The following is a 19,996-nucleotide window of genomic DNA, read 5'->3' on the forward strand; positions in this document are numbered from 1 at the left end:
TTTTGTATGAAATTAAGAGGATATATTTCATTTTAAAGTCCCTTTATTCATATTCAATTCTTAAATTTGTGCTATGAATTATTTGGAGGCTTTAAACAGAAGATATTCTGTGAAAAAATTTAATAATCAAATTATTCCTCAGGAAACCCTTCACAACATTCTTGAGTCGGGAAAGCTGTCTGCAAGTTCTCTGGGACTTCAACCTTATAAGATTATCATTGTTGAAAGTGAGGAAATGAAACAGAAATTAATTCCTGCTTTTTATAACCCATCCCAGATTTCCACGTGCTCTCATCTTGTTGTGATTGTTTCAAAGAAGATCATTGAAGAAAATTATATCAAAGGATATTTTAAACATATTTCCGAGGTAAGAGAAACTCCACTTGAGCAACTTGTCCCATTCAAGAATAGTATTAATAAGCATATTAATCAAAAAACACTGGATGAAATTTTCAACTGGGCAGAAAAACAGTCGTATATCGTATTAGCCAATCTGATGTATGCCGCTGCTATTGAAAACATAGATTCATGCCCCATGGAAGGCTTCAGGCAAGATCTGATAGAAGAAATTCTGAATATCAATCCTGAAACAGAAAAAGTAACCGTTACCCTCGCTTTAGGTTACCGTTCTGAGGAAGATCACTTCCAGCATATGAAAAAAGTAAGAAAACCAAACGAAAAATTGTTTAAATTTATTTAATATTTAAATGATTGTATCTAAAGCAAGCACATGATAAAAGCGGATGTATTAGTAATCGGTTCCGGAATTTCCGGACTTTCTTATGCCATTAAAGTTTCTGAACAACTCCCTGATGCCAAAATCATCATTGTAACAAAGTCTGATGAAGATGAAAGCAATACCAAATACGCACAAGGAGGCCTTGCTGTAGTCACCGACTTTCAGAAAGACAATTTTGAAAAACACATAGAAGACACCATGCGCGCCGGAGACGGAGAAAATAAGCGTGATGTTGTAGAAATGGTAGTAAAGGAAGCTCCTGCAAGATTCAATGAAATTGTAGAATGGGGTGCTCAATTCGATATGAAAAATGGCAAATTTGCCCTGGGAAGAGAAGGAGGCCATACCGAAAACAGAATCGTCCATCATAAAGATATTACAGGTTTTGAAATTGAAAGAGCGCTCTTGGAAACAGCTAACAGCAGTCCGAATATTGAGATTCTAGACCATCACTATGTAATTGACATCATTACCCAACACCACGTTCCTGGAAAAGAATTGAATGAAGGAGACATTCATTGTTATGGAGCTTATATTTTGGATGAAAAATCCAAAACCATCAAAAAAATCACCTCTAAAATTACACTGGCTGCCACAGGAGGTGCCGGACATGTTTATAAAAACACAACCAATCCTACTATTGCAACAGGAGATGGAATTGCTTTCGTAGCCCGTGCAAAAGGAAAGGTTTCCAATATGCAGTATTACCAGTTCCACCCAACAGCTTTGTATAGCAAAATGGATGGAATGTTGTTTTTAATTTCAGAAGCCGTTCGTGGAGACGGAGCAAAATTAAGAACCAAAAGAGGTGAAAAGTTCATGCATAAATATGATGAACGTGAAGAACTCGCCTCAAGAGACATTGTTGCAAGAGCTATTGACGCCGAAATGAAAATTACCGGAGACGAATTTGTCGGCTTAGATTGCAAGGAAATGAATCATGAAAAATTCTTAGAACACTTTCCGAATATTTACAAGAAGTGCAAAAACGAAGGCATTGATCCATTCACTCAATTAATTCCCGTAGTTCCTGCCTGCCATTATCTGATGGGAGGTATTGAAGTAGACAGAGACGGACAATCTTCTATCAGAAATCTTTTTGCAGTAGGAGAATGTACCAATTCCGGATTACACGGAGCTAACAGATTAGCTTCAAACTCACTATTGGAAGGATTAGTCTTTGGACATAATGCTGCCATGAAAACAGTATCTCTTCTTAATGAAAACCTATTCAACTTTGATGATTTAAAAGCAGTTCCGGAGTGGAATGAAGAAGGAATGAAGATCATGGATGAAATGGTCATCGTCAGCTACCTGAGAAAACAACTTCAGGAAATGATGAGCGACCTGGTAGGAATTGTGAGAAGCAACAGACGTTTGAATATGGCGTTACAAAAACACCAGGAAATTGCAGCTGCTGTTGATGAAATCTACCACTACTCTATCCTTTCTCCACAATTATCAGAACTAAGAAACCTGACTACCGTTGCTCACCTCATCATTACCCAATCTATGGAAATGAAAGAGAATAAAGGGGCATTTTACAATAAAGATTTAGTGTAAAAAAGTCAATGACATAAAGAATGGAAATATTCAGTTTGAGAATTCTCACTATTGTTAATATTTTGCAATTTTTACGGATCTTAATAATCATGTTTATTGCAGGAATCGCCATGTGCTCCATTTTCTTTTTTAAACCACAGGATCTTCGAAATTTAATGTTTTTTGGAAGTGCAGGTATTATGCTGTTTTTTGTAAAAGATATATTTAGTTTTTTAAAAAAAATAATTATCTCCAGAGCAAAACATCCTCTTCCTTTAAATTTATTATGCAATATTATTGAATTAGGAAAACCATATTATTTTGGAAGGGACAATTTTGATCTGAATGAAATTATTAATGATAATAAAATACCGTTAACTCTTTATTACATCAATAATTCTCAACATCCTATTTTACAATTCAATGAAGATAAACTTTTGTTTCACAATCGTGAATACAATTGGAAAGACCTTCGTTGGAGATATTTTCTTGATGGATTATATAAATATGGAAAAAGTAACGGAAAATATGTTATAGAATTTGAAGTCACAGATCAAGATAATAACCGGATAAAAAATAAAATAGAATTTGAAAAAGTAAAAGCTAAAGAAAATGAAGTAATTTTGTTATTCGTAATTCATGATTTATTATTCGGAAAAAAATCAGCCTATTATTACTAAAATTAAAAATATGAAAAGACCGGCCTACGTTACAGATAAAGCATTAAAAACATTTATAAAAAGTGCTCTTGAGGAAGATATCCAGGACGGAGACCACTCTACACTTTCCACTATCCCTGAGGACCTTCAGCAAAGTGCTAAGCTACTTGTAAAACAAGACTGTATCCTTGCAGGAGTAGAATTGGCAGCAATCATTTTTAAAACTTTTGATAAAAATCTTAAGGTTGAAACTTTTATTAAAGATGGAACCCCTTGTAAAGTAGGAGATATAGCTCTTATCGTAACAGGAAGTGCTAGATCTATTCTTTCTACTGAGAGATTTGTTCTTAATTGTATGCAGAGAATGAGTGGTATTGCAACACTAACTCATGACTGGGATTCAAGATTAGTAGGAACCAAAACCAGACTTTTAGATACAAGAAAAACGACCCCCAACTTCAGAATGTGTGAAAAATGGGCCGTTGCTATTGGAGGTGGAACCAACCATAGGTATGGTCTTTATGATATGATTATGCTTAAAGACAACCATATCGATTATAACGGAAGCATCACCAATGCGGTGAAAATGGCTAAAGATTACGTTAAAAAGACGAAGAAAAAGTTGAAAATTGAAGTTGAAACCAGAAATCTGGAAGAAGTTCAGGAAGCCATCAATGCAAAAGTGGACAGAATCATGCTTGATAATATGGATGTTAAAACCATGAAGAAAGCTGTGAAAATGATAAACGGTTCTACTGAGTCTGAAGCTTCTGGCGGAATTACCCGTGATATGCTTAAAGAAATTGCATCTACAGGTGTTACGTACATTTCTGTAGGGGCTTTAACACACTCGGCTGAGAATATAGATTTGAGTCTCAAAGCAGTGAAATAGCGTTGAATTTTTAATAAAAACACCCCCTCTTTATTAAAAATTCAATAACATGACTTTTTTCATATAAAAAGTCGCTTTTTAGCCATTTTACTAACAATCAAGCATTTAACATTATTAAGACTGATTAAAAATTAACATTGAGTTAATAATAGTTAAAATATATTTTGCGAATTTTGCAGAAAATTAAATCTAATTATTACTAACGATTATGAAATTAATCAACAAATCAATACTAACTGCGGTAATTACTTTATCTACAGCTAGTGTTTATTACGCTCAACAAGGCAAGGACACAGTGCAAGCTAAGTCTAAAGACATTGAAGAGGTAATCTTAAAAGGTGTTACAGATATCGCTAAGGATAGAAAAACACCTGTAGCTGTTTCTACTATTAAAGCAGCACAAATTCTTGAAAGACAAGGGAATCAGGAACTTGTTGAAATTTTAAACACAACACCTTCTGTATATGCAACTAAAGGTGGTGGTGGTTTCGGAGACTCTCAAATTGTAATCAGAGGATTCGAATCAAGAAACATCGCAGTAATGGTAAACGGTATGCCTGTAAATGATATGGAAGGGGGTACTGTTTACATGTCAAACTGGACAGGTCTATCAGATGTAACAAGTACAATGCAAATACAAAGAGGACTTGGTTCTTCTAAATTAGCGATTGCTTCTGTAGGAGGTACAATGAACTTCCTTACAAGATCTGCAGATATGAAAAAAGGAGGTGTTGTTAGATTAGGAGTTGGTAACAATGACTTTTTAAAAACATCTTTCGCTTATAATACTGGTAAATCAGAAAAAGGTTGGTCTTCTTCATTCTTAATGAGCAGACAAGCTGGAAGCACATACATTCAAAATACAGATTATGAATCCTATGCTTACTTCTTTGCTCTAGGTTGGGAACCAAACAAAAAACACAATTTCCAATTCACCATTACAGGATCTCCTCAATGGCACGATCAAAGAACGTATTCTCCTTTCATCAAGGATTACATCAACTATAATCCAGATCGCGATAACACTCCTGACAGAACCTATAACTCTGACTGGGGATATTACGTAAATCCAGATGGATCAAGAACTCCAATTGCAAACAGAGCAAACTATTACTCGAAGCCAGTAATGATGTTGAACTGGGATTGGACAATGAGTGAAAAATCAAAGTTAAGTACTGTTTTATACATGTCTAATGGTAGAGGTGGTGGAACAGGAGATCTTGGAAGCTTCTGGAACGGGAAATTCAACAGTAATGGTACCCCTGCAACAAACAACATCAACTCTTACCGAAGAGCTGACGGAACATATGACTACAACCAAATCTTTGCTTTAAATAGTAATTTAGTTGCAGCCGGTAACCCTTACATGGTGACTAATCCTGCTAATGGAAGACAATATCAGGTAAGAGACGGTATTATCAGAAGATCAAGTATCAACTCTCACAACTGGTATGGGATCTTAGCAAATTTCCAACACAAAGTTAATGACAACTGGAATTTCTCAATCGGTACAGATGACAGATATTACTACGGTTATCACTATCAAGTAGTTTCTGATCTATATGGAGCAAAAGGATATAGAGAGATTCTAAACAATAATGTTCCTCCTTACACACCATCAAGAGGATATGATTATAAGCAGCTTGCATGGAATCCACTAGGAGGAAAAACAGCTCCATTAAATGAACAAATCGGATATAGCAACGATGGAGAAGTTATCTGGTACAGTGCATTCGGTCAGGTTGAATATACTAAAGATAAATTATCTGCATTCCTTCAGGGATCCGTTTCTAACCAAGGATATCAAAGAATTGATAACTTCGTTCAGGATGGAGTAACTAAACAACAGGGACAAATTGTTAATACAAAAACCGGATTCAAAAATCTTTTCGGATATAATATTAAAGGGGGTGCCAACTATAACATTGATGATCACAACAATGTATTTGCAAACATTGGTTACTACAGCAAGCAGCCATTCATGAACTCTGTATACCCAAGTAACTTCCAGGTTGTAAACCCTAGCTTAACTAATGAGAAAATCTTCTCTGCTGAAGTTGGATATGGTTTCAGATCTCCTAAATTCAGTGCAAACCTTAACTTGTACAGAACTGAATGGAGAGACAGATGGCTAAGAAGAACTAACCAGACATTTACATTAGCTGACAATTCAACAACTACAGGATATGCTGAAATCAGTGGAATTACTGAAATTCACCAGGGAGTTGAATTTGATGCAGTATATAAGCCTACAACCTTCTTAGAATTCCAGGGAATGTTCTCTTGGGGTGACTACTACTACAAAGGAAATGCTACAGGATCTGCTTTTGATGACAACAACAATCCTCTTTCATTATCAGGATCTTCAACTGCAAGCGCATCAACTCTTTACCTAGACAAAGTAAAAGTAGGAGGAACAAGCAATAACAGTATTCCTCAAATGACAGCTTCATTAGGAGCTACCGTTAAACCGGTAAAAGACCTTAGCATCTTTGGAACATGGAGATATGTAGGAAAAGTATATTCATCTATTGATATTGCTACTTTCTCCAATCAGGCAGCACAAGATAAAGGAGTATTACAATTACCTGACTTCAATCTATTTGATTTAGGTATTTCATACAGAATTAAGTTAAAAGACGCTTCTCAGTATTTCACAATCGGAGCAAACGTTTACAACTTATTTGATACATTCTATATTTCTGATGCGTCAACAAATGTATTCTCATCTGATGCTCCTTCTAAGTTAGCTGACGGTTCAAACAACACTGCTAAGAAAACTTATGAGCAATTAGGCTACATGTACAAAGGTGTTGCAACTGATAACCGTGTTTTATTCGGATTCGGAAGAACTTGGGCAGCAACGCTATCATTCAACTTCTAATTATCACAATATTAGATTTTATAAATATGAATCCCGGCTTTGAGCCGGGATTTTTGTTATCTTTGTGTACAAAAAAATAGAAAATATGGATTTTTACGGAATTTTGAAAAATGCCCACAAAGGATTCGGGTATCTTGAACTTCTTCTGGTAGCGTTATTTATCATTGCACTTTTAGCTACCATGTTCGGTTTCAGTGGGAAAGTGAACAAGTTTTTGAAAAAAACTACCCTTTTCACAATGATTTTCTTCCACGTTCAGTTCTTACTAGGAATCATTATGTTGGTAATCAACTTTACAAAAGGAATGGACATGGGCTCAGTAATGAAAAATGCAGATTTGAGATTCCAATATGTTGAACATCCATTTTCTATGCTTATTGCAGCAGTATTAATGACGATCGTTAACAAAAAAGTAAAATCTAATGATACAATTTCCCTTGGGATTACGATTATGGGATTAATTGCAGTAGGTTTATTCGCATTTGCATTCCCATGGATAAAAGTCTTTGGGGCTTAAAACAAACAAAGAAATTATATGCGTTATAATTTATAAATAGTTTAATCTTAAATTTTTAATTAAATCAATGAAAGTAGCTGTAGTAGGTTCAACAGGAATGGTTGGACAAGTTATGCTTAAAGTTTTGGAAGAAAGGAACTTCCCTGTAACAGAATTAATTCCGGTAGCTTCCGAAAAATCTGTAGGTAAAAAGGTGAAGTATAAACAGAAGGAATTTACGATTGTAAGCATGAAGGACGCTATAGCTGCCAAACCGGATATTGCTATCTTTTCTGCAGGAGGTTCTACTTCTCTTGAATTTGCCCCTTTATTTGCAGAAGCTGGAGTAACTGTAATCGATAACTCTTCAGCATGGAGAATGGATCCTGATAAAAAATTAGTCGTTCCTGAAATTAATGCAGATGTATTGACTAAAGAAGACAAGATCATTGCAAATCCGAACTGTTCTACCATTCAGTTGGTAATGGTTTTAGGACCTTTGAACAAAAAATATGATTTAAAAAGAGTGATTGTTTCTACTTACCAATCTGTAACAGGAACAGGTAAAGCAGCTGTTGACCAATTAAACGGAGAGATCAGCGGTGATGATTCTACTGCTAAAGTATATCCATATCAGATCTTCAAAAATGCATTGCCTCATTGCGATGTATTTGCAGAGGATGATTATACTAAAGAAGAAATTAAATTGATGAAGGAACCTAAGAAAATTCTTGGTGACGATACATTCAATTTAACAGCCACTGCAGTAAGAGTTCCAGTTCAGGGAGGTCACTCAGAAAGTGTAAATATTGAATTTGAAAACGAATTTGAACTGGACGAAGTAAGAAAGATTTTATCTGAGACTCCTGGAGTGGTAGTAATGGACGATGTAAAAAACAACCACTACCCGATGCCTCTATATTCAGAAGGAAAAGATGAAGTCTTCGTAGGAAGAATCAGACGGGACCTGTCACAGCCGAAAACGCTCAACCTTTGGATCGTAGCAGACAATCTGAGGAAAGGAGCAGCAACAAACGCTGTACAAATTGCAGAATATCTTGTAGCAAACAACTTAGTATAAACTAACAAAATAAAAAAGAGTCTCAGAATTGAGATTCTTTTTTTTATCAAACACAATATGAATACACAGAAGAACACCCACAAAGATAAAATAGGATTCCAGAAGCTCATTGCTGCCTTTGGAGTTATCCTTTTCATTGGAAAGATTATTGCCTGGAAACTTACCAACTCCGATGCCGTATTCTCTGATGCCATGGAAAGCATTGTGAATGTCATCAGTGCATTTATGGGATTATATTCACTTCATCTTGCCGCTAAACCTAAGGATGAAGACCATCCATACGGCCATGGAAAGGTTGAATTTGTCACTTCCGGTATTGAAGGGGCTTTAATTGCCATTGCCGGTCTGATGATTATTTATGAAGGTATCCATAGCCTTATTGTAGGAAAAACGCTAAGCAAAATTGATTTGGGAATCTGGATCATTACAGCCACAGCCATTATCAATTATCTTTTGGGCTACATTTCCATAAAGAAGGGGCAAAAAGAGAATTCATTGGTTCTTATTTCTTCTGGAAAACACCTTCAGTCTGATACCATCACTACCCTTGGAGTAGTAGCCAGTTTGGTAGTAGTCTACTTTACTAAAATCTATTGGCTGGATTCTGTTGTTGCTTTAGTATTTGGACTCTATATCATATTTGTAGGCTATAAAATCGTTCGAAAATCATTAAGTGGTATTATGGATGAACAGGATCCTGAAATACTGCATCAGGTCATCAGAATCCTTGAAGCAAACAGGCATACAGAATGGATTGATGTTCACAATATGAAGATCCAGCAGTTTGGTGCTTCATTACATATTGATGCTCATATCACCCTGCCCTGGTATTATGACCTTAGGGATGCTCACAATGAAATGGAAAAAGTGATTATTCTCTTAGCTAAAAATATTAAACGAAATATTGAGTTCAATTTTCATATGGATGACTGTAAACCTATTTCATGTCCGGTATGCCAGATTGAAAACTGCCCCGTTCGGCAAAAAGATTTCGTAAAAAGAGTGGAATGGACCGCTGAAAATGTAACCAGCGTAGATAAACATACGGTAGAATAATTAATAGAAATACAAAGGTCAAGAAGGTTAAGAAAGAAAAGATTCAAGTAAATTCTTAACCTTATCTACTCTTTATCATTTGTTTTCTGTAATAAAACATAGGAACAATCAGTAATATAATTAAAGGCTGAATTACGAACCTTCTCATATAAAATGAAAAGAGATATCCTATTTCGAATTTATTTTGAATACAAAACAGATAGAGAGGAAAAGCAATTGCAAAAACAATCACCATCATCAAAGCGCCCTGTATCGTCCACTGTTTATTTTTAAATAGTCCCTGAATAATCAGGCAGGAAAAAAATAGATTAAGAATAAATCTGAACAAATATCCACCTACTAACTTCCCCCATTCAAATACCGGGAAGCTAATATTTTTATTGGCCTCATGGAAGTACCCAAGAAACGGATCGTAAAATATTTTATCTTCCATCACTCTGACCCCTATCAGACCACAGATTCCTAAAATAACAAGAAGCCCACTAAGAATTTTCATGTTTTAAAGCAAAGAATTTAATCCAGATTAACCAAAGCAAAACCACACTCCCGTAAATAACTGCCGGGAAAACAAAATCGTGAAACATTTTACCATATTCCTTGTGTTCTGCCATCACAATATTCAATCCTACAATCCGTAAAAGATTCATAATATAAAGTAAAACCAGCCCTGCCAGCACAAAAACAAATGTCTTAGATCCTTTATAAAAGGCAAAAACAAATGATACAAACAGGATCATGACCGAGATGGCATTACATCCTTCTACCATTCTTGTTACATATTGTTTCTGCACATAAAACCAGACCTGTTCATTCTTTACATCATTGTAAAGCTCAGTAGGATAGCTCAAAACATTTTGTATAGCACTTACCTGATTGGCAATAATTCTTGAAAACGGATCCAAACCTGAATCTTTATTTCCATTCAGATAAAATTGATAAGCAAAGAGCAACACCAGGTAAATAATGATGAAGCGCAATAAAATTCCTAACACCGGCTTAAAGTCCTTTAACATTCTACAAAGATAAAAATTAGAGCCTAATAACCTGAATGAGAAGCAAGAAAGTTAAAACAGAAAGCTAAAAACACACTATTCGGTGATAAATAATAAAAAAACTACTCAAAATCATTCAAAAAAAGTTTATAAAATAAACTTTATCACTTAATTTTCATCAGCCATCCCCAGCTCTTCCAGCGCACTACTCCCTTCTTAAAACTATTCATGTTAAATTACTATATTTGTTTCTATATTATTATGACTTCCGAAAACGCAAATCGATTTTTTGAAAACCATCTTGGTAAAAAATCAACTGAATTCATCACATTAGCTCAAAGCGGTTCTGCGAGGGTCAACTTTCTGGCCGTAACCGATACTGAAAAATACATCATCACCTACAACGAGAATATTCCGGAAAATGAAAGTTTTCTTTATTATTCCAACGTTTTTTCTGAGCTTAATCTTAATACACCTGCTATTCTTGCCATCTCAGAAGACAGAAAAATGTATGTTCAGGAATTTTTAGGGGCACAGACTTTGTCAGAAATCATTACAAAAGAACATGTATCACCCCGTATACAATCTTTGGTAGAACAAACTCTTGAAAAACTTTTCAGACTACAGACTCAAACACAGGGAAAAATTGATTTTTCTAAAACATTTGAATATGAAACCTATGATGAACTTCCTGTGATTCATGATCTCTATTATTTTAAAAACTTTGTAGCAGATGTTCTGGAACTGGAATATAATAAATCTACATTACTAAAAGAGTTTAAAAAAATTGCTGCCTTGGTAGAGAATCTGGAACCTAAAGGCATCATGATTCGGGATTTTCAGGCAAGAAACATCATGGTGAATGAAAAAGATGAAGTTTCTTTCATCGATTATCAATCGGCAATGAAAGGCCCTTTAATGTATGACGTCATTTCATTCCTGTTTCAAGCTAAAGCCGATTTTCCCGAAAATTTTAAAAATGAAATGCTGGATTTCTATATTCAACGATTTGAAGATCAAAAAATTCAACATCAACTAAAAAACTCAGTTAAGCCAATTCAGATGATGAGATTCCTTCAGGTTCTGGGAGCTTACGGCTTCAGAGGACTGATTCAAAGGAAACAGCATTTTATAGGCAGTCTTGAAAAAGGAATCCAAAACATTACCCAATTTGCAGCCTCCTGGGAAGACATGAAAAATTACCCGGAACTGAATAAGGTTATAGAACAATTAACATTACAAGAAACTAAGAAGAAAATTGATACTATTTTAAAATAAAAAAAATTATAAAATAGTATTTTGAGAACAAATACAACTTACCGTAAAATACCTTAATGGTTTAAAAATAAAAAAGAAGAAAATGCTACATATTGACATCCATAGTTTCTCTTACAAAAAAGGAGGAATTCCAAAAGATCATTCAGGAAACGGAGGCGGTTTTGCCTTTGACTGCAGAGGAATATTAAATCCCGGAAGAATTGAAGAATATAAAATCCAAACCGGCAATGATATCGGCGTTCAGGAATATCTTGAAACCAAAACTGAAATGCCTAAATTCCTGGAATTGATAAAATCTCTTGTATCTATTAATATTGAAGATTATCTGGAAAGAGGATTTGAAAATCTTCAGATCAATTTCGGATGTACCGGCGGACAACACAGATCTGTGTATTCTGCTATAAAAATTGCGGAGTTCATCAAAGAAAAATACCCAAATGGCACTGAAGTAACCATTCATCACGACGAACAACCTCAACTGAACAATAGTAATTAGTAATATTTGCTTACCACTATTACATTACTCATTATTCATCACTTATTACTCATACTATATGAAGGCTCTTATTTTCGCCGCCGGAAAAGGCACCAGGCTTAAGCCGTTTACAGATCATCATCCTAAAGCTTTGGCAAAAGTGAATGGTATCCCTCTTTTAGAAAGAAATATCAATTATCTAAAAGGATACGGAATACAAGATTTTGTGATTAATATTCATCATTTTGGAGATCAAATTGTTGATTTTTTAAATAAAAATGATAACTTCGGCTGTAAGATTGAAATCTCTGATGAAACCAATGAACTATTGGAAACCGGAGGCGGCTTGATTTTTGCCAGAAGATTTCTTGATCATGGAGAAGATTTTTTAATTTTAAATGCTGATATTTTAACTGATCTCAATATTAATGAATTGGTAACGTATCACAAAAAAATAAAAGATTTTGCTACTTTAGCAGTATCGGATCGTGAAAGTTCGAGAAAGCTTCTTTTCAATGATGATATGGTATTAAGAGGTTGGCTGAATGTGCAAACGGGTGAACAGAGGCTTGCTGAATTCAATAAAGGGTTTAAAGCTCTTGCTTTCAGTGGGGTTCATTGTATCAACCCTGTCATCTTTGAAAAAATAAAAAGAAAAGGCAAATTTTCTGTTATGGAAGAATACCTGGACCTGATGCAGACTGAGCATATACATGGCTTTCTGCATGACAGTATTCTTATAGATGTAGGAAGACCAGAATCTGTAATAGAAGCCGAAAAACATTTTAAATAATTTTTGCAATGGAAATGGATGGAATTAGGGATGAAAGCCTGGTAAACCCGGAATTAGATAGTAACGAAACAAAGCTACATAACAGTTTCAGACAAAAAACATGGGATGAAACTATTACCAAAGACAGTTGGATGGTCTTTAAGATCATGGCTGAATTTGTGGATGGCTACGAAAAACTGGCAAAAATAGGTCCTTGTGTATCTATATTCGGTTCAGCACGTCTGAAACCCGAAAATAAATACTATGAAATGGCTGTGGAAATCGCAGAAAAAATCACAAAATTAGGTTTTGGAATTATTACCGGAGGTGGCCCAGGAATTATGGAAGCCGGAAATAAGGGAGCTTTCAATGCTAAAGGAAAATCAATCGGACTTAATATTGACCTTCCTTTTGAGCAGCATTTTAATCCTTATATCAATAAATCCTACTCCATGAATTTTGATTACTTTTTCGTAAGAAAAGTAATGTTTGTAAAATATTCCCAAGGTTTCGTAGTAATGCCAGGAGGATTCGGAACACTGGATGAGCTTACTGAAGCTTTAACTTTGATTCAAACCAATAAAATTGGTAAGTTTCCAATTGTCTTGGTAGGCACTGAATTCTGGGGAGGATTATTAGACTGGTTCAAAGCAACCTTGTTAAAAGAAGGAATGATTGCAGAAGATGATCTTGATCTTTATCGTGTGGTAGACACTGCTGATGAGGCAGTAGCACATATTAAAGGTTTCTATGATAAATATTCTGTGAATGTAAATTTTTAATTGGCATATTATTTGTGAACTATAACTAGCAAGTATGATTGTAAATCTATTAATTAAGATGAAAAAACTTTTATATATATCAGGAATTTTAACATTTTTTGTGTTAATGAGTTTTATGTATGTAGACTTTTTCTCTTCAATGACCAAAGTGGATTATATTGATGGAAGCAAGACATTGAAGTTTACCACAAAAATGAATACAAGCCATATCTCTGACGCTATTAAGATCAATCCTAACACAGCAGGATTTGAAGCCGAGGTGAAAAAATATGTGAACAATAATTTTGATGTATTTGTCAATGGTGCTCCCAAAACAATTACCTTCACGGGAAGTCAGATCAGCGGAGAAACTGTATGGGTATATTTTGAGACCGGAGGGGTTTCGGATATTAATACCTTAAAGATAAAAAATACGATCCTTTTAAGCTCTTTTCCGAAGCAAATCAACCTGGTGAGTATTGCCTACAAAGGCAGCCAGAAAATGATGAACTTCCAACGAGGAAAAGAAGTGAATGAGGTTTCTTTTTAGATAATTAATTTTGTAATATAAAAACCACTGCAATTGCAGTGGTTTTTTGTTTTTTATACCTATTTATTGCTTGCTCAATACATATCTCCCTACTTCATATTCAATATCACTTTTATCATACTGAAAAGGAATCTTTTCTAAAAACCAGCCTTGAGGATAATCGTCATATTCTTCCTCAATTTGATATTTGGCAAGAGAATCTGTTACATCAAATTTATCTAATATTAAAAATCCATTTTTGATATTCGTAGAATCATAGGCTACAAGATATCGCCCTCCTAATTTAAATTCTCCATTGCGGTGGTCTTTCCTTACTTCTGATCCATATTTAAATCTGTAATCATATCCCAACCCATTTAGTTTTTTATTATAATAATCAGACATAGATGTATAGCATCCACCCTATAAAGCATACAAATGCAATTATCATTTTGATTTTATTGGTCATATTTATTTAGGAATACATGGTTATAACAATAAATTGGGGTAGCCAATGCTAAATACAAGAAATAAAAATGAATGAAACAACAAAATGTTCAAATTAGGGCATCAAAAAAACCGGCTCTATCGAGCCGGTTTCAATTTTATAAAAACAATAATTATTGTGCTTTAATTTTGAAGTCATCTACTTCCCAAGTTGCTGCTCCAGAAGTTGTAGAAGTATATTTAAATGCAATTCTTACGTTTTTACCTAAGAAAGCACCTAAGTCAACATTTCCGGAACCTACCCAGTCTCCAAATGCATTAGCATTCGTATCCAGAGTTGCAGGAAGAAGAGTCCAATTAGTTGTTGTAACATCTCCTGTATAGTTATCTGTAGCATACACTTGTAATGCATTTCCAGCATATCTTAAATCCGTTGTAAAGCTTACTGCAGCTTTAGTTTTACCAGCTAAGCTTACTGATTTAGAGATCAACCAATCTTCATTGGCAATGTTATTATTAGCACCACCTGCGTTACCATTCATTACTGCATAATAATTGGTTCCGTTTCCTTGGTTAGATGTTTGCCAGAACTGGTTAGGTCCTACTTTGTTTACGGTAGTCCAATCTGTACTGAATCCACCAGCTGCAAAATCATCACTGTAAACAACAGGAATTGGAATATACACACTTCCGTCACATCTCGGTGCATCAAAGTCGATGTTAGCCAGTTTAGTAATCCATAACTGATAAGTTCCATTGAATACACTTAGAATAGCATATACATCACCTTTTCCGCCTTTTACTTCATAACCTCCCGGCTTTATATTACCAAAACTTGCCTGGCCGCTTGTTCTTAAAACAACAGTATTACCTGAGCAATCTTCAAGGGTTCTGCTAGTCACATTACTACCGTCAGTTAATGTTCTTCCTAAATCTCCTTTAACAAATTCAACGTCTTTAATTTTGATCCATCTTCCAACATCAGCCATCGTTAACTGAGAAATTGTTTTTTCTGTAGGAACAACCGCTCTTGATGCTGTATTGCTATCAAAGAAATATTTATACATTTCTACTTCTTCGATCTGTCCAAACTGGGTATTGTTACTGAATAAAGCCCCTAGCTGAACTTCACCATTAACGCTTCTTACATAAAGATTTTTAAGCTTAATATTTACATCTTTACCTAATCTGAATCTGCTATCAAGATAAAGATTCGTTTTATTCATATTTACTCTGATACCTCCTGTAGCATCTTCTACATAAACATATTTGTAAAGGTTTCCTGTTTCATCATTAGCTACTACCTGAGCTTTAAGATAATAATCCCCTGTAATCTGTACCCAGTTTGTAGTTCCGGCAGCCAATTGCTTGATATCAGCCACTGTTTTAGCTGTAAGAGTGCTTGGGTTAAAATCACATGGACCTGCTGTAAGGCCATCTAAACGTGGGAAAGTCTTCATCTCAAGATCTTCAGCCTTGTTTACATACAATTGGTAGGTTGTAGTAGATCCCGATTGGAATTTACTGTAGATTCCAACAAACTTACCTTTTCCAGAAGGAAGAAGCTGACTTGCGAATGAAGCAAAACCACTGTTTCTTACTACTGCAGTTTTCGCATATTTTCCACTAACCCATCCTTCTCCAATTGTTTTATCTACTGTTACTCCACTTGGAGCATAAGTAGTACACAACGCTCTTGCATCAAACTCTACATCATCTACCTGAATAAGGCATCCGAAATACTGATCATTCGCAGCAACCATATCTGCCAATTTCATCACCTTAGGAATAATTTTTCCTTTTGGAGCACAAGATCTGAAGATTTGTTTTGCAACAAGCTTCTCAGGAATTCTTGATACAGAAGTTGCAGAAGTTTCAGCTCCTGTTTCTACACCAAGTTGTACCAGACCACCGTAAGTTCCAATAGCAAGACCGTTCAGTTTAATATATACTTTTGATCCCTGAGGATATTTTGTATAAGTACTTACTGCGTCTACACTCACTGTAAACCCTTGTGTAGGATTTTCTAATGCATCCTGAACGTAGATTGTTTTATAAATATTTCCTGTTTCATCCGTAGAAGAAACATATCCTACCATATATAAATCGTCAGCTTCATTGTCTGGCGTTGTATCTTTAGGGAATACGTATCTTGCATTCTGATACTTCGCTTTTACGTCTGCAAATGGTACTACTATTCCTTTTTTATCAGCACAATCATACCCATCAAGATTAGGCTGATCGTATTTATCATCTTGGACACAACCTGTTACTACGAACAGAGAAGATGCCATGACGAAAATATATTTTAAAATTGAATTATATTTTTTCATGTGTAATCGTTTTTAGAATCTTAAATAAACATTAGTGAAGAAAGTGATTCCTCTGTCATACCAAAGTTTTGGTCCAAAATAAGGAGTTGCTCTTTGAGCATCAGCAAGAGCATCACTAAAGTTTACATTTCGTCCTTGTTCAAATCCTCCGGTTACATAATTTCTGTTGTTCAGAATGTTATTTACAGACACACTTACACCCATTCTGTATTTTCCGAATTGGAAAGATTTACCAGCATTAGCATTCAACATAAACTGATTGTCAAATTTCTTCTGTTTAGTAATTTGTTCTATCAATTCAGGAGTTGCACCCGGGAAAGGGTCGTTAGTCTGTGGGTCAGTATACATATAAGGTGTCTTGTTCAACGCAGAGAAGTCAAGATACTGATCCATTAGATAGTTAGCAGATGCTCCCACCCACCAATATTTTGGAGAGTTGTATTTCAATCCGAAAGAGAATGCTTTTTGTGGAGTTCCGGCTACTTTATAATCTTTTACATTGGCTTTCCCCCAAACATCTGTTCCTCTGAACCCATTAAGGTCATCAAAAGTAGAAACTTCAGGGTTATTGGTGTATTTATATTCACCTATACTTGCCACCCCTACTGCACTTAAAGTAGGGGTAACTTTAACGTCAAAACCTAATTCAAGACCCATATATCTCTTGTTAACTCCACTCATTGCTTCGTTTACCAGCGTACTGAAAGAGTTTCCTAAGGTACCGTCATTTACGTCAGCATAATATCTTGAGATTTCAGTAGCATTTTGAATGGTAGTATAATAAGCAGATAACCTAAGTTTTAAAATCTGACCTCTTAAGATGTAACTTAAATCATTAGAGCTAATCATCTGATTGGTAACTCCAGGGGTTAAGTAGTCAACCATTCTTGGGTTAATATAGATCTCATTCAATGTAGGTGCTAAGCTAAAGAATGCTCCGTTGTACACGATAAAGTTTTTACCATTGATCTTATAGGTAATCTTTCCTTTAATTCCTGCATCTAAAGCATCGTATATTGCACTTTTACCCTTTGAATTATCTCTGAATCTAGCAAGACCACTTCTGAAATTACCTTCTCTGTAAGCTTCAGAATATGAAGAGAAGATTGAAGCTACTACATTCCACTTGTTAAAATCTATTTCAGTAGAAACGTTCAATGCATAGTGATTTCTTGTAAGCTCGTAAGAGTACTGAGTTCTATCTCCTTTTCTTACTGTTACATCATTATTATCAGCATCATATTTTGCGTCTCCATTGAATGCATTAAGGTTATAAGCAAAGTTAGCTCCTAATAAATCCTTAATTCTTCTGAAGTTGTCAGATTTTAAATTCTGATAGTTGAAGTTGATGTTTAACTTCCAGTTGTCTTTTAATTTTGTATCAAAGTGAGAAGAGAAATTGAAAGTTTTATCTTTATTTACGTCTTCTACAATTGTATATACGGCACCTCTGGCCGCACCTTTCATATCGGTAAGGTTAAGACGGTTTGCATTATACAAATAATTCCAGTCGATTTGTGCCTGTTGTCTGAATTCGTCTTCTGTAAGCAGTCCGAAGCTTGGTAATTTTCTATAGTAAGTAGGGTTCGGATCTGAAGCGTGGAACCAGTCTAATCTACTTCTGGCATCGCTACCAAACTGATAAGAAACGGTATTTGTCCAGTTTGAGTTTTTACCTATTTTCAGGTAATCTGTTAAGATAAACATCGGTTCAAAAACGTTTCTGATTCTGGAGTTTCTTTTCTCTCCATCCTGCCACCCCCAGTAGGAGTTATAGTTTTTGCCCATGATATCATAAACCTCCTGAGTATTTGGTGCATTGGAAGCTCTGTATGTAGGAGATCCAAAAGCAGTTAAGTTAATAGAGTGTCTATCGCTGAACTTCTTTTCAATAGAGGCAAAATAAGCATAGGCATCCTGATACACCCCATCAATGATTGCTCTATCTCCCCATCTTCTGCTTCCTGAGAAAGTAAATGCCCAACCATTTTTGGAAAGACCTGAAGAATAAGTAGCCATTGCTCTGTGCAGGTAGCTTCTATTGGTAAATGAATAGGCTAATGAAGTCTGTTTTCTATAGCTGGATGCTCTCGTATTATAATATACAACCCCACCTAAATTACCAAAAGTATATTCAGAAGGAGTAATATTATCTACATTTTCGTAAGGATATCTCGTTACGTCATTTAGTCCTCCCCAGTTATTGAAATCAATCCTTCCATCATCATTTTTCGACATGGAAACACCATTAAAAAGAACATCCTCAAATCTGTTGTCTACTCCTCTTGGTCTGAACCAGTAAGCACCTAGTTCAAAAGCGGAAACATTTTGGAAAGCATCTCTTCCTGAGCTTAAAAGTCCTACTGTAGGCTGCATTGATGAGCCTCCATCTTCAGTATCAGTTGCCGAGTCGTCAATAACTATTACTCCTGCATCTGATCCTAAGTTGTAATTAAGTGTAATAACACCTAAATCTTTTCTCTTCTCATCTGCAGTTACATCAAACTCTAAGATCTTAGACTCAAAATTTGGTTTTGTCACTGTGATAAGATAGTGGCCAGGTTTTAAATCCACAAACTGGAAGTATCCAATTTTATCCACAGATGTGTCATCAATGGACTGTGCTAGATCTACTTCTGCTTTCTCTAAAGGCTTACCATCCTGATCTTTAACATACGCAAATACAGTTGTTTGCGCAAAATAGAAAGAGGCAGGCATTAAAGTAAACAAAGAGATTAGGGATAGTTTTTTAATCATAATAAACTTATTTTTAACTCCTTCTTTATTTAAGGGGCAACAAATTTAGAACTATTTTCATTAACTCAAACATTTTTAGTTATTTATTCTATTAATTTTTCTTAACCTACACTCATTATCCTAAAAATATGCCCGAATTTTAATCAATCACAAAAAAGGATAGTAGATATTAGGAAAACTACTCAACAATCATTACAAAATATTTTTAATCCCAAACAAACAGCCTATTTTTTAGCATTATATAAATAATAAATCTCACTTAACAATGTCAAAATAATGAATGATGGTGCATTTCTTTCATAC

The 19,996-nt window shown here is 35.0% G+C and carries 18 protein-coding genes; 13 read left to right on the top strand and 5 right to left on the bottom strand.

The features are described from left to right. The first annotated feature begins 73 nt into the window (after positions 1-73). From NBX25_RS00070 to NBX25_RS00105, 8 genes are all read left to right on the top strand, one after another. Positions 74-700, top strand: coding sequence for an NAD(P)H-dependent oxidoreductase (locus tag NBX25_RS00070; protein WP_250252186.1), 627 nt, complete (start codon positions 74-76; stop codon positions 698-700). A gap of 30 nt (positions 701-730) precedes the next feature. Next, entirely contained in the window at positions 731-2,302 is a 1,572-nt protein-coding gene (nadB, locus tag NBX25_RS00075) for an L-aspartate oxidase (RefSeq protein ID WP_123909296.1), read from the top strand. A gap of 89 nt (positions 2,303-2,391) precedes the next feature. Further along, positions 2,392-2,961, top strand: a complete 570-nt coding sequence (locus tag NBX25_RS00080; protein ID WP_250252188.1) for a hypothetical protein — start codon at positions 2,392-2,394, stop codon at positions 2,959-2,961. Positions 2,962-2,971: 10 nt separating this feature from the next. Continuing rightward, on the top strand, positions 2,972-3,832 hold the full coding sequence (gene nadC / locus NBX25_RS00085) for a carboxylating nicotinate-nucleotide diphosphorylase (RefSeq protein WP_250252190.1): 861 nt from the start codon (positions 2,972-2,974) through the stop codon (positions 3,830-3,832). 208 nt (positions 3,833-4,040) lie between these two features. Then, positions 4,041-6,716 carry a TonB-dependent receptor gene (locus NBX25_RS00090; protein ID WP_250252192.1) on the top strand — a complete coding sequence of 892 codons (2,676 nt, stop codon included), beginning with the start codon at positions 4,041-4,043 and terminating at the stop codon, positions 6,714-6,716. Between the two features lie 85 nt (positions 6,717-6,801). Continuing rightward, positions 6,802-7,233, top strand: coding sequence for a hypothetical protein (locus NBX25_RS00095; protein ID WP_250252194.1), 432 nt, complete (start codon positions 6,802-6,804; stop codon positions 7,231-7,233). A 67-nt stretch (positions 7,234-7,300) separates the two neighbouring features. Continuing rightward, complete coding sequence (locus tag NBX25_RS00100; RefSeq protein ID WP_123858677.1) at positions 7,301-8,293, top strand: aspartate-semialdehyde dehydrogenase; 993 nt, start codon at positions 7,301-7,303, stop codon at positions 8,291-8,293. A 57-nt stretch (positions 8,294-8,350) separates the two neighbouring features. Beyond that, on the top strand, positions 8,351-9,349 hold the full coding sequence (locus tag NBX25_RS00105) for a cation diffusion facilitator family transporter (RefSeq protein WP_123909301.1): 999 nt from the start codon (positions 8,351-8,353) through the stop codon (positions 9,347-9,349). 61 nt (positions 9,350-9,410) lie between these two features. On the opposite strand, the gene NBX25_RS00110 is transcribed toward NBX25_RS00105, so the two are convergent. Together NBX25_RS00110 and xrtF are read right to left on the bottom strand one after the other, a co-directional pair. Continuing rightward, positions 9,411-9,845: an exosortase F system-associated membrane protein gene (locus NBX25_RS00110; RefSeq protein WP_250252196.1), complete on the bottom strand. Its 435-nt coding sequence runs from the start codon at positions 9,843-9,845 to the stop codon at positions 9,411-9,413. Continuing rightward, positions 9,832-10,362, bottom strand: a complete 531-nt coding sequence (xrtF, locus tag NBX25_RS00115) for an exosortase family protein XrtF (protein WP_123909303.1) — start codon at positions 10,360-10,362, stop codon at positions 9,832-9,834. Before xrtF ends, NBX25_RS00110 begins: the two co-directional genes overlap by 14 nt. Before the next feature lie 240 nt (positions 10,363-10,602). Here xrtF and NBX25_RS00120 point away from each other — a divergent pair, with 240 nt between their 5' ends. The 5 genes from NBX25_RS00120 to NBX25_RS00140 all read left to right on the top strand — a co-directional run bounded on the left by NBX25_RS00120 (position 10,603) and on the right by NBX25_RS00140 (position 14,177). Then, positions 10,603-11,619 (top strand): aminoglycoside phosphotransferase family protein, encoded by a 1,017-nt coding sequence (locus NBX25_RS00120; RefSeq protein ID WP_123911791.1) that lies wholly within the window; start codon positions 10,603-10,605, stop codon positions 11,617-11,619. An 82-nt stretch (positions 11,620-11,701) separates the two neighbouring features. Further along, positions 11,702-12,115 carry a RapZ C-terminal domain-containing protein gene (locus NBX25_RS00125; RefSeq protein WP_123858673.1) on the top strand — a complete coding sequence of 138 codons (414 nt, stop codon included), beginning with the start codon at positions 11,702-11,704 and terminating at the stop codon, positions 12,113-12,115. A gap of 58 nt (positions 12,116-12,173) precedes the next feature. Next, positions 12,174-12,887 (top strand): nucleotidyltransferase family protein, encoded by a 714-nt coding sequence (locus tag NBX25_RS00130; protein ID WP_250252198.1) that lies wholly within the window; start codon positions 12,174-12,176, stop codon positions 12,885-12,887. 8 nt (positions 12,888-12,895) lie between these two features. Further along, on the top strand, positions 12,896-13,648 hold the full coding sequence (locus NBX25_RS00135) for an LOG family protein (RefSeq protein ID WP_123858671.1): 753 nt from the start codon (positions 12,896-12,898) through the stop codon (positions 13,646-13,648). Between the two features lie 58 nt (positions 13,649-13,706). After that, positions 13,707-14,177 (top strand): DUF6702 family protein, encoded by a 471-nt coding sequence (locus NBX25_RS00140; protein WP_228407579.1) that lies wholly within the window; start codon positions 13,707-13,709, stop codon positions 14,175-14,177. A gap of 63 nt (positions 14,178-14,240) precedes the next feature. On the opposite strand, the gene NBX25_RS00145 is transcribed toward NBX25_RS00140, so the two are convergent. From NBX25_RS00145 to NBX25_RS00155, 3 genes are all read right to left on the bottom strand, one after another. Next, positions 14,241-14,561: a hypothetical protein gene (locus tag NBX25_RS00145; RefSeq protein ID WP_123909305.1), complete on the bottom strand. Its 321-nt coding sequence runs from the start codon at positions 14,559-14,561 to the stop codon at positions 14,241-14,243. A gap of 215 nt (positions 14,562-14,776) precedes the next feature. Continuing rightward, positions 14,777-16,936 (bottom strand): DUF5689 domain-containing protein, encoded by a 2,160-nt coding sequence (locus NBX25_RS00150; protein ID WP_250252200.1) that lies wholly within the window; start codon positions 16,934-16,936, stop codon positions 14,777-14,779. A 12-nt stretch (positions 16,937-16,948) separates the two neighbouring features. Next, complete coding sequence (locus NBX25_RS00155) at positions 16,949-19,693, bottom strand: TonB-dependent receptor (RefSeq protein WP_250252202.1); 2,745 nt, start codon at positions 19,691-19,693, stop codon at positions 16,949-16,951. Positions 19,694-19,996 lie beyond the last annotated feature (303 nt).

Origin of the sequence: Chryseobacterium sp. Marseille-Q3244 (genome assembly GCF_940807095.1) — a bacterium.
GTDB lineage: Bacteria > Bacteroidota > Bacteroidia > Flavobacteriales > Weeksellaceae > Chryseobacterium.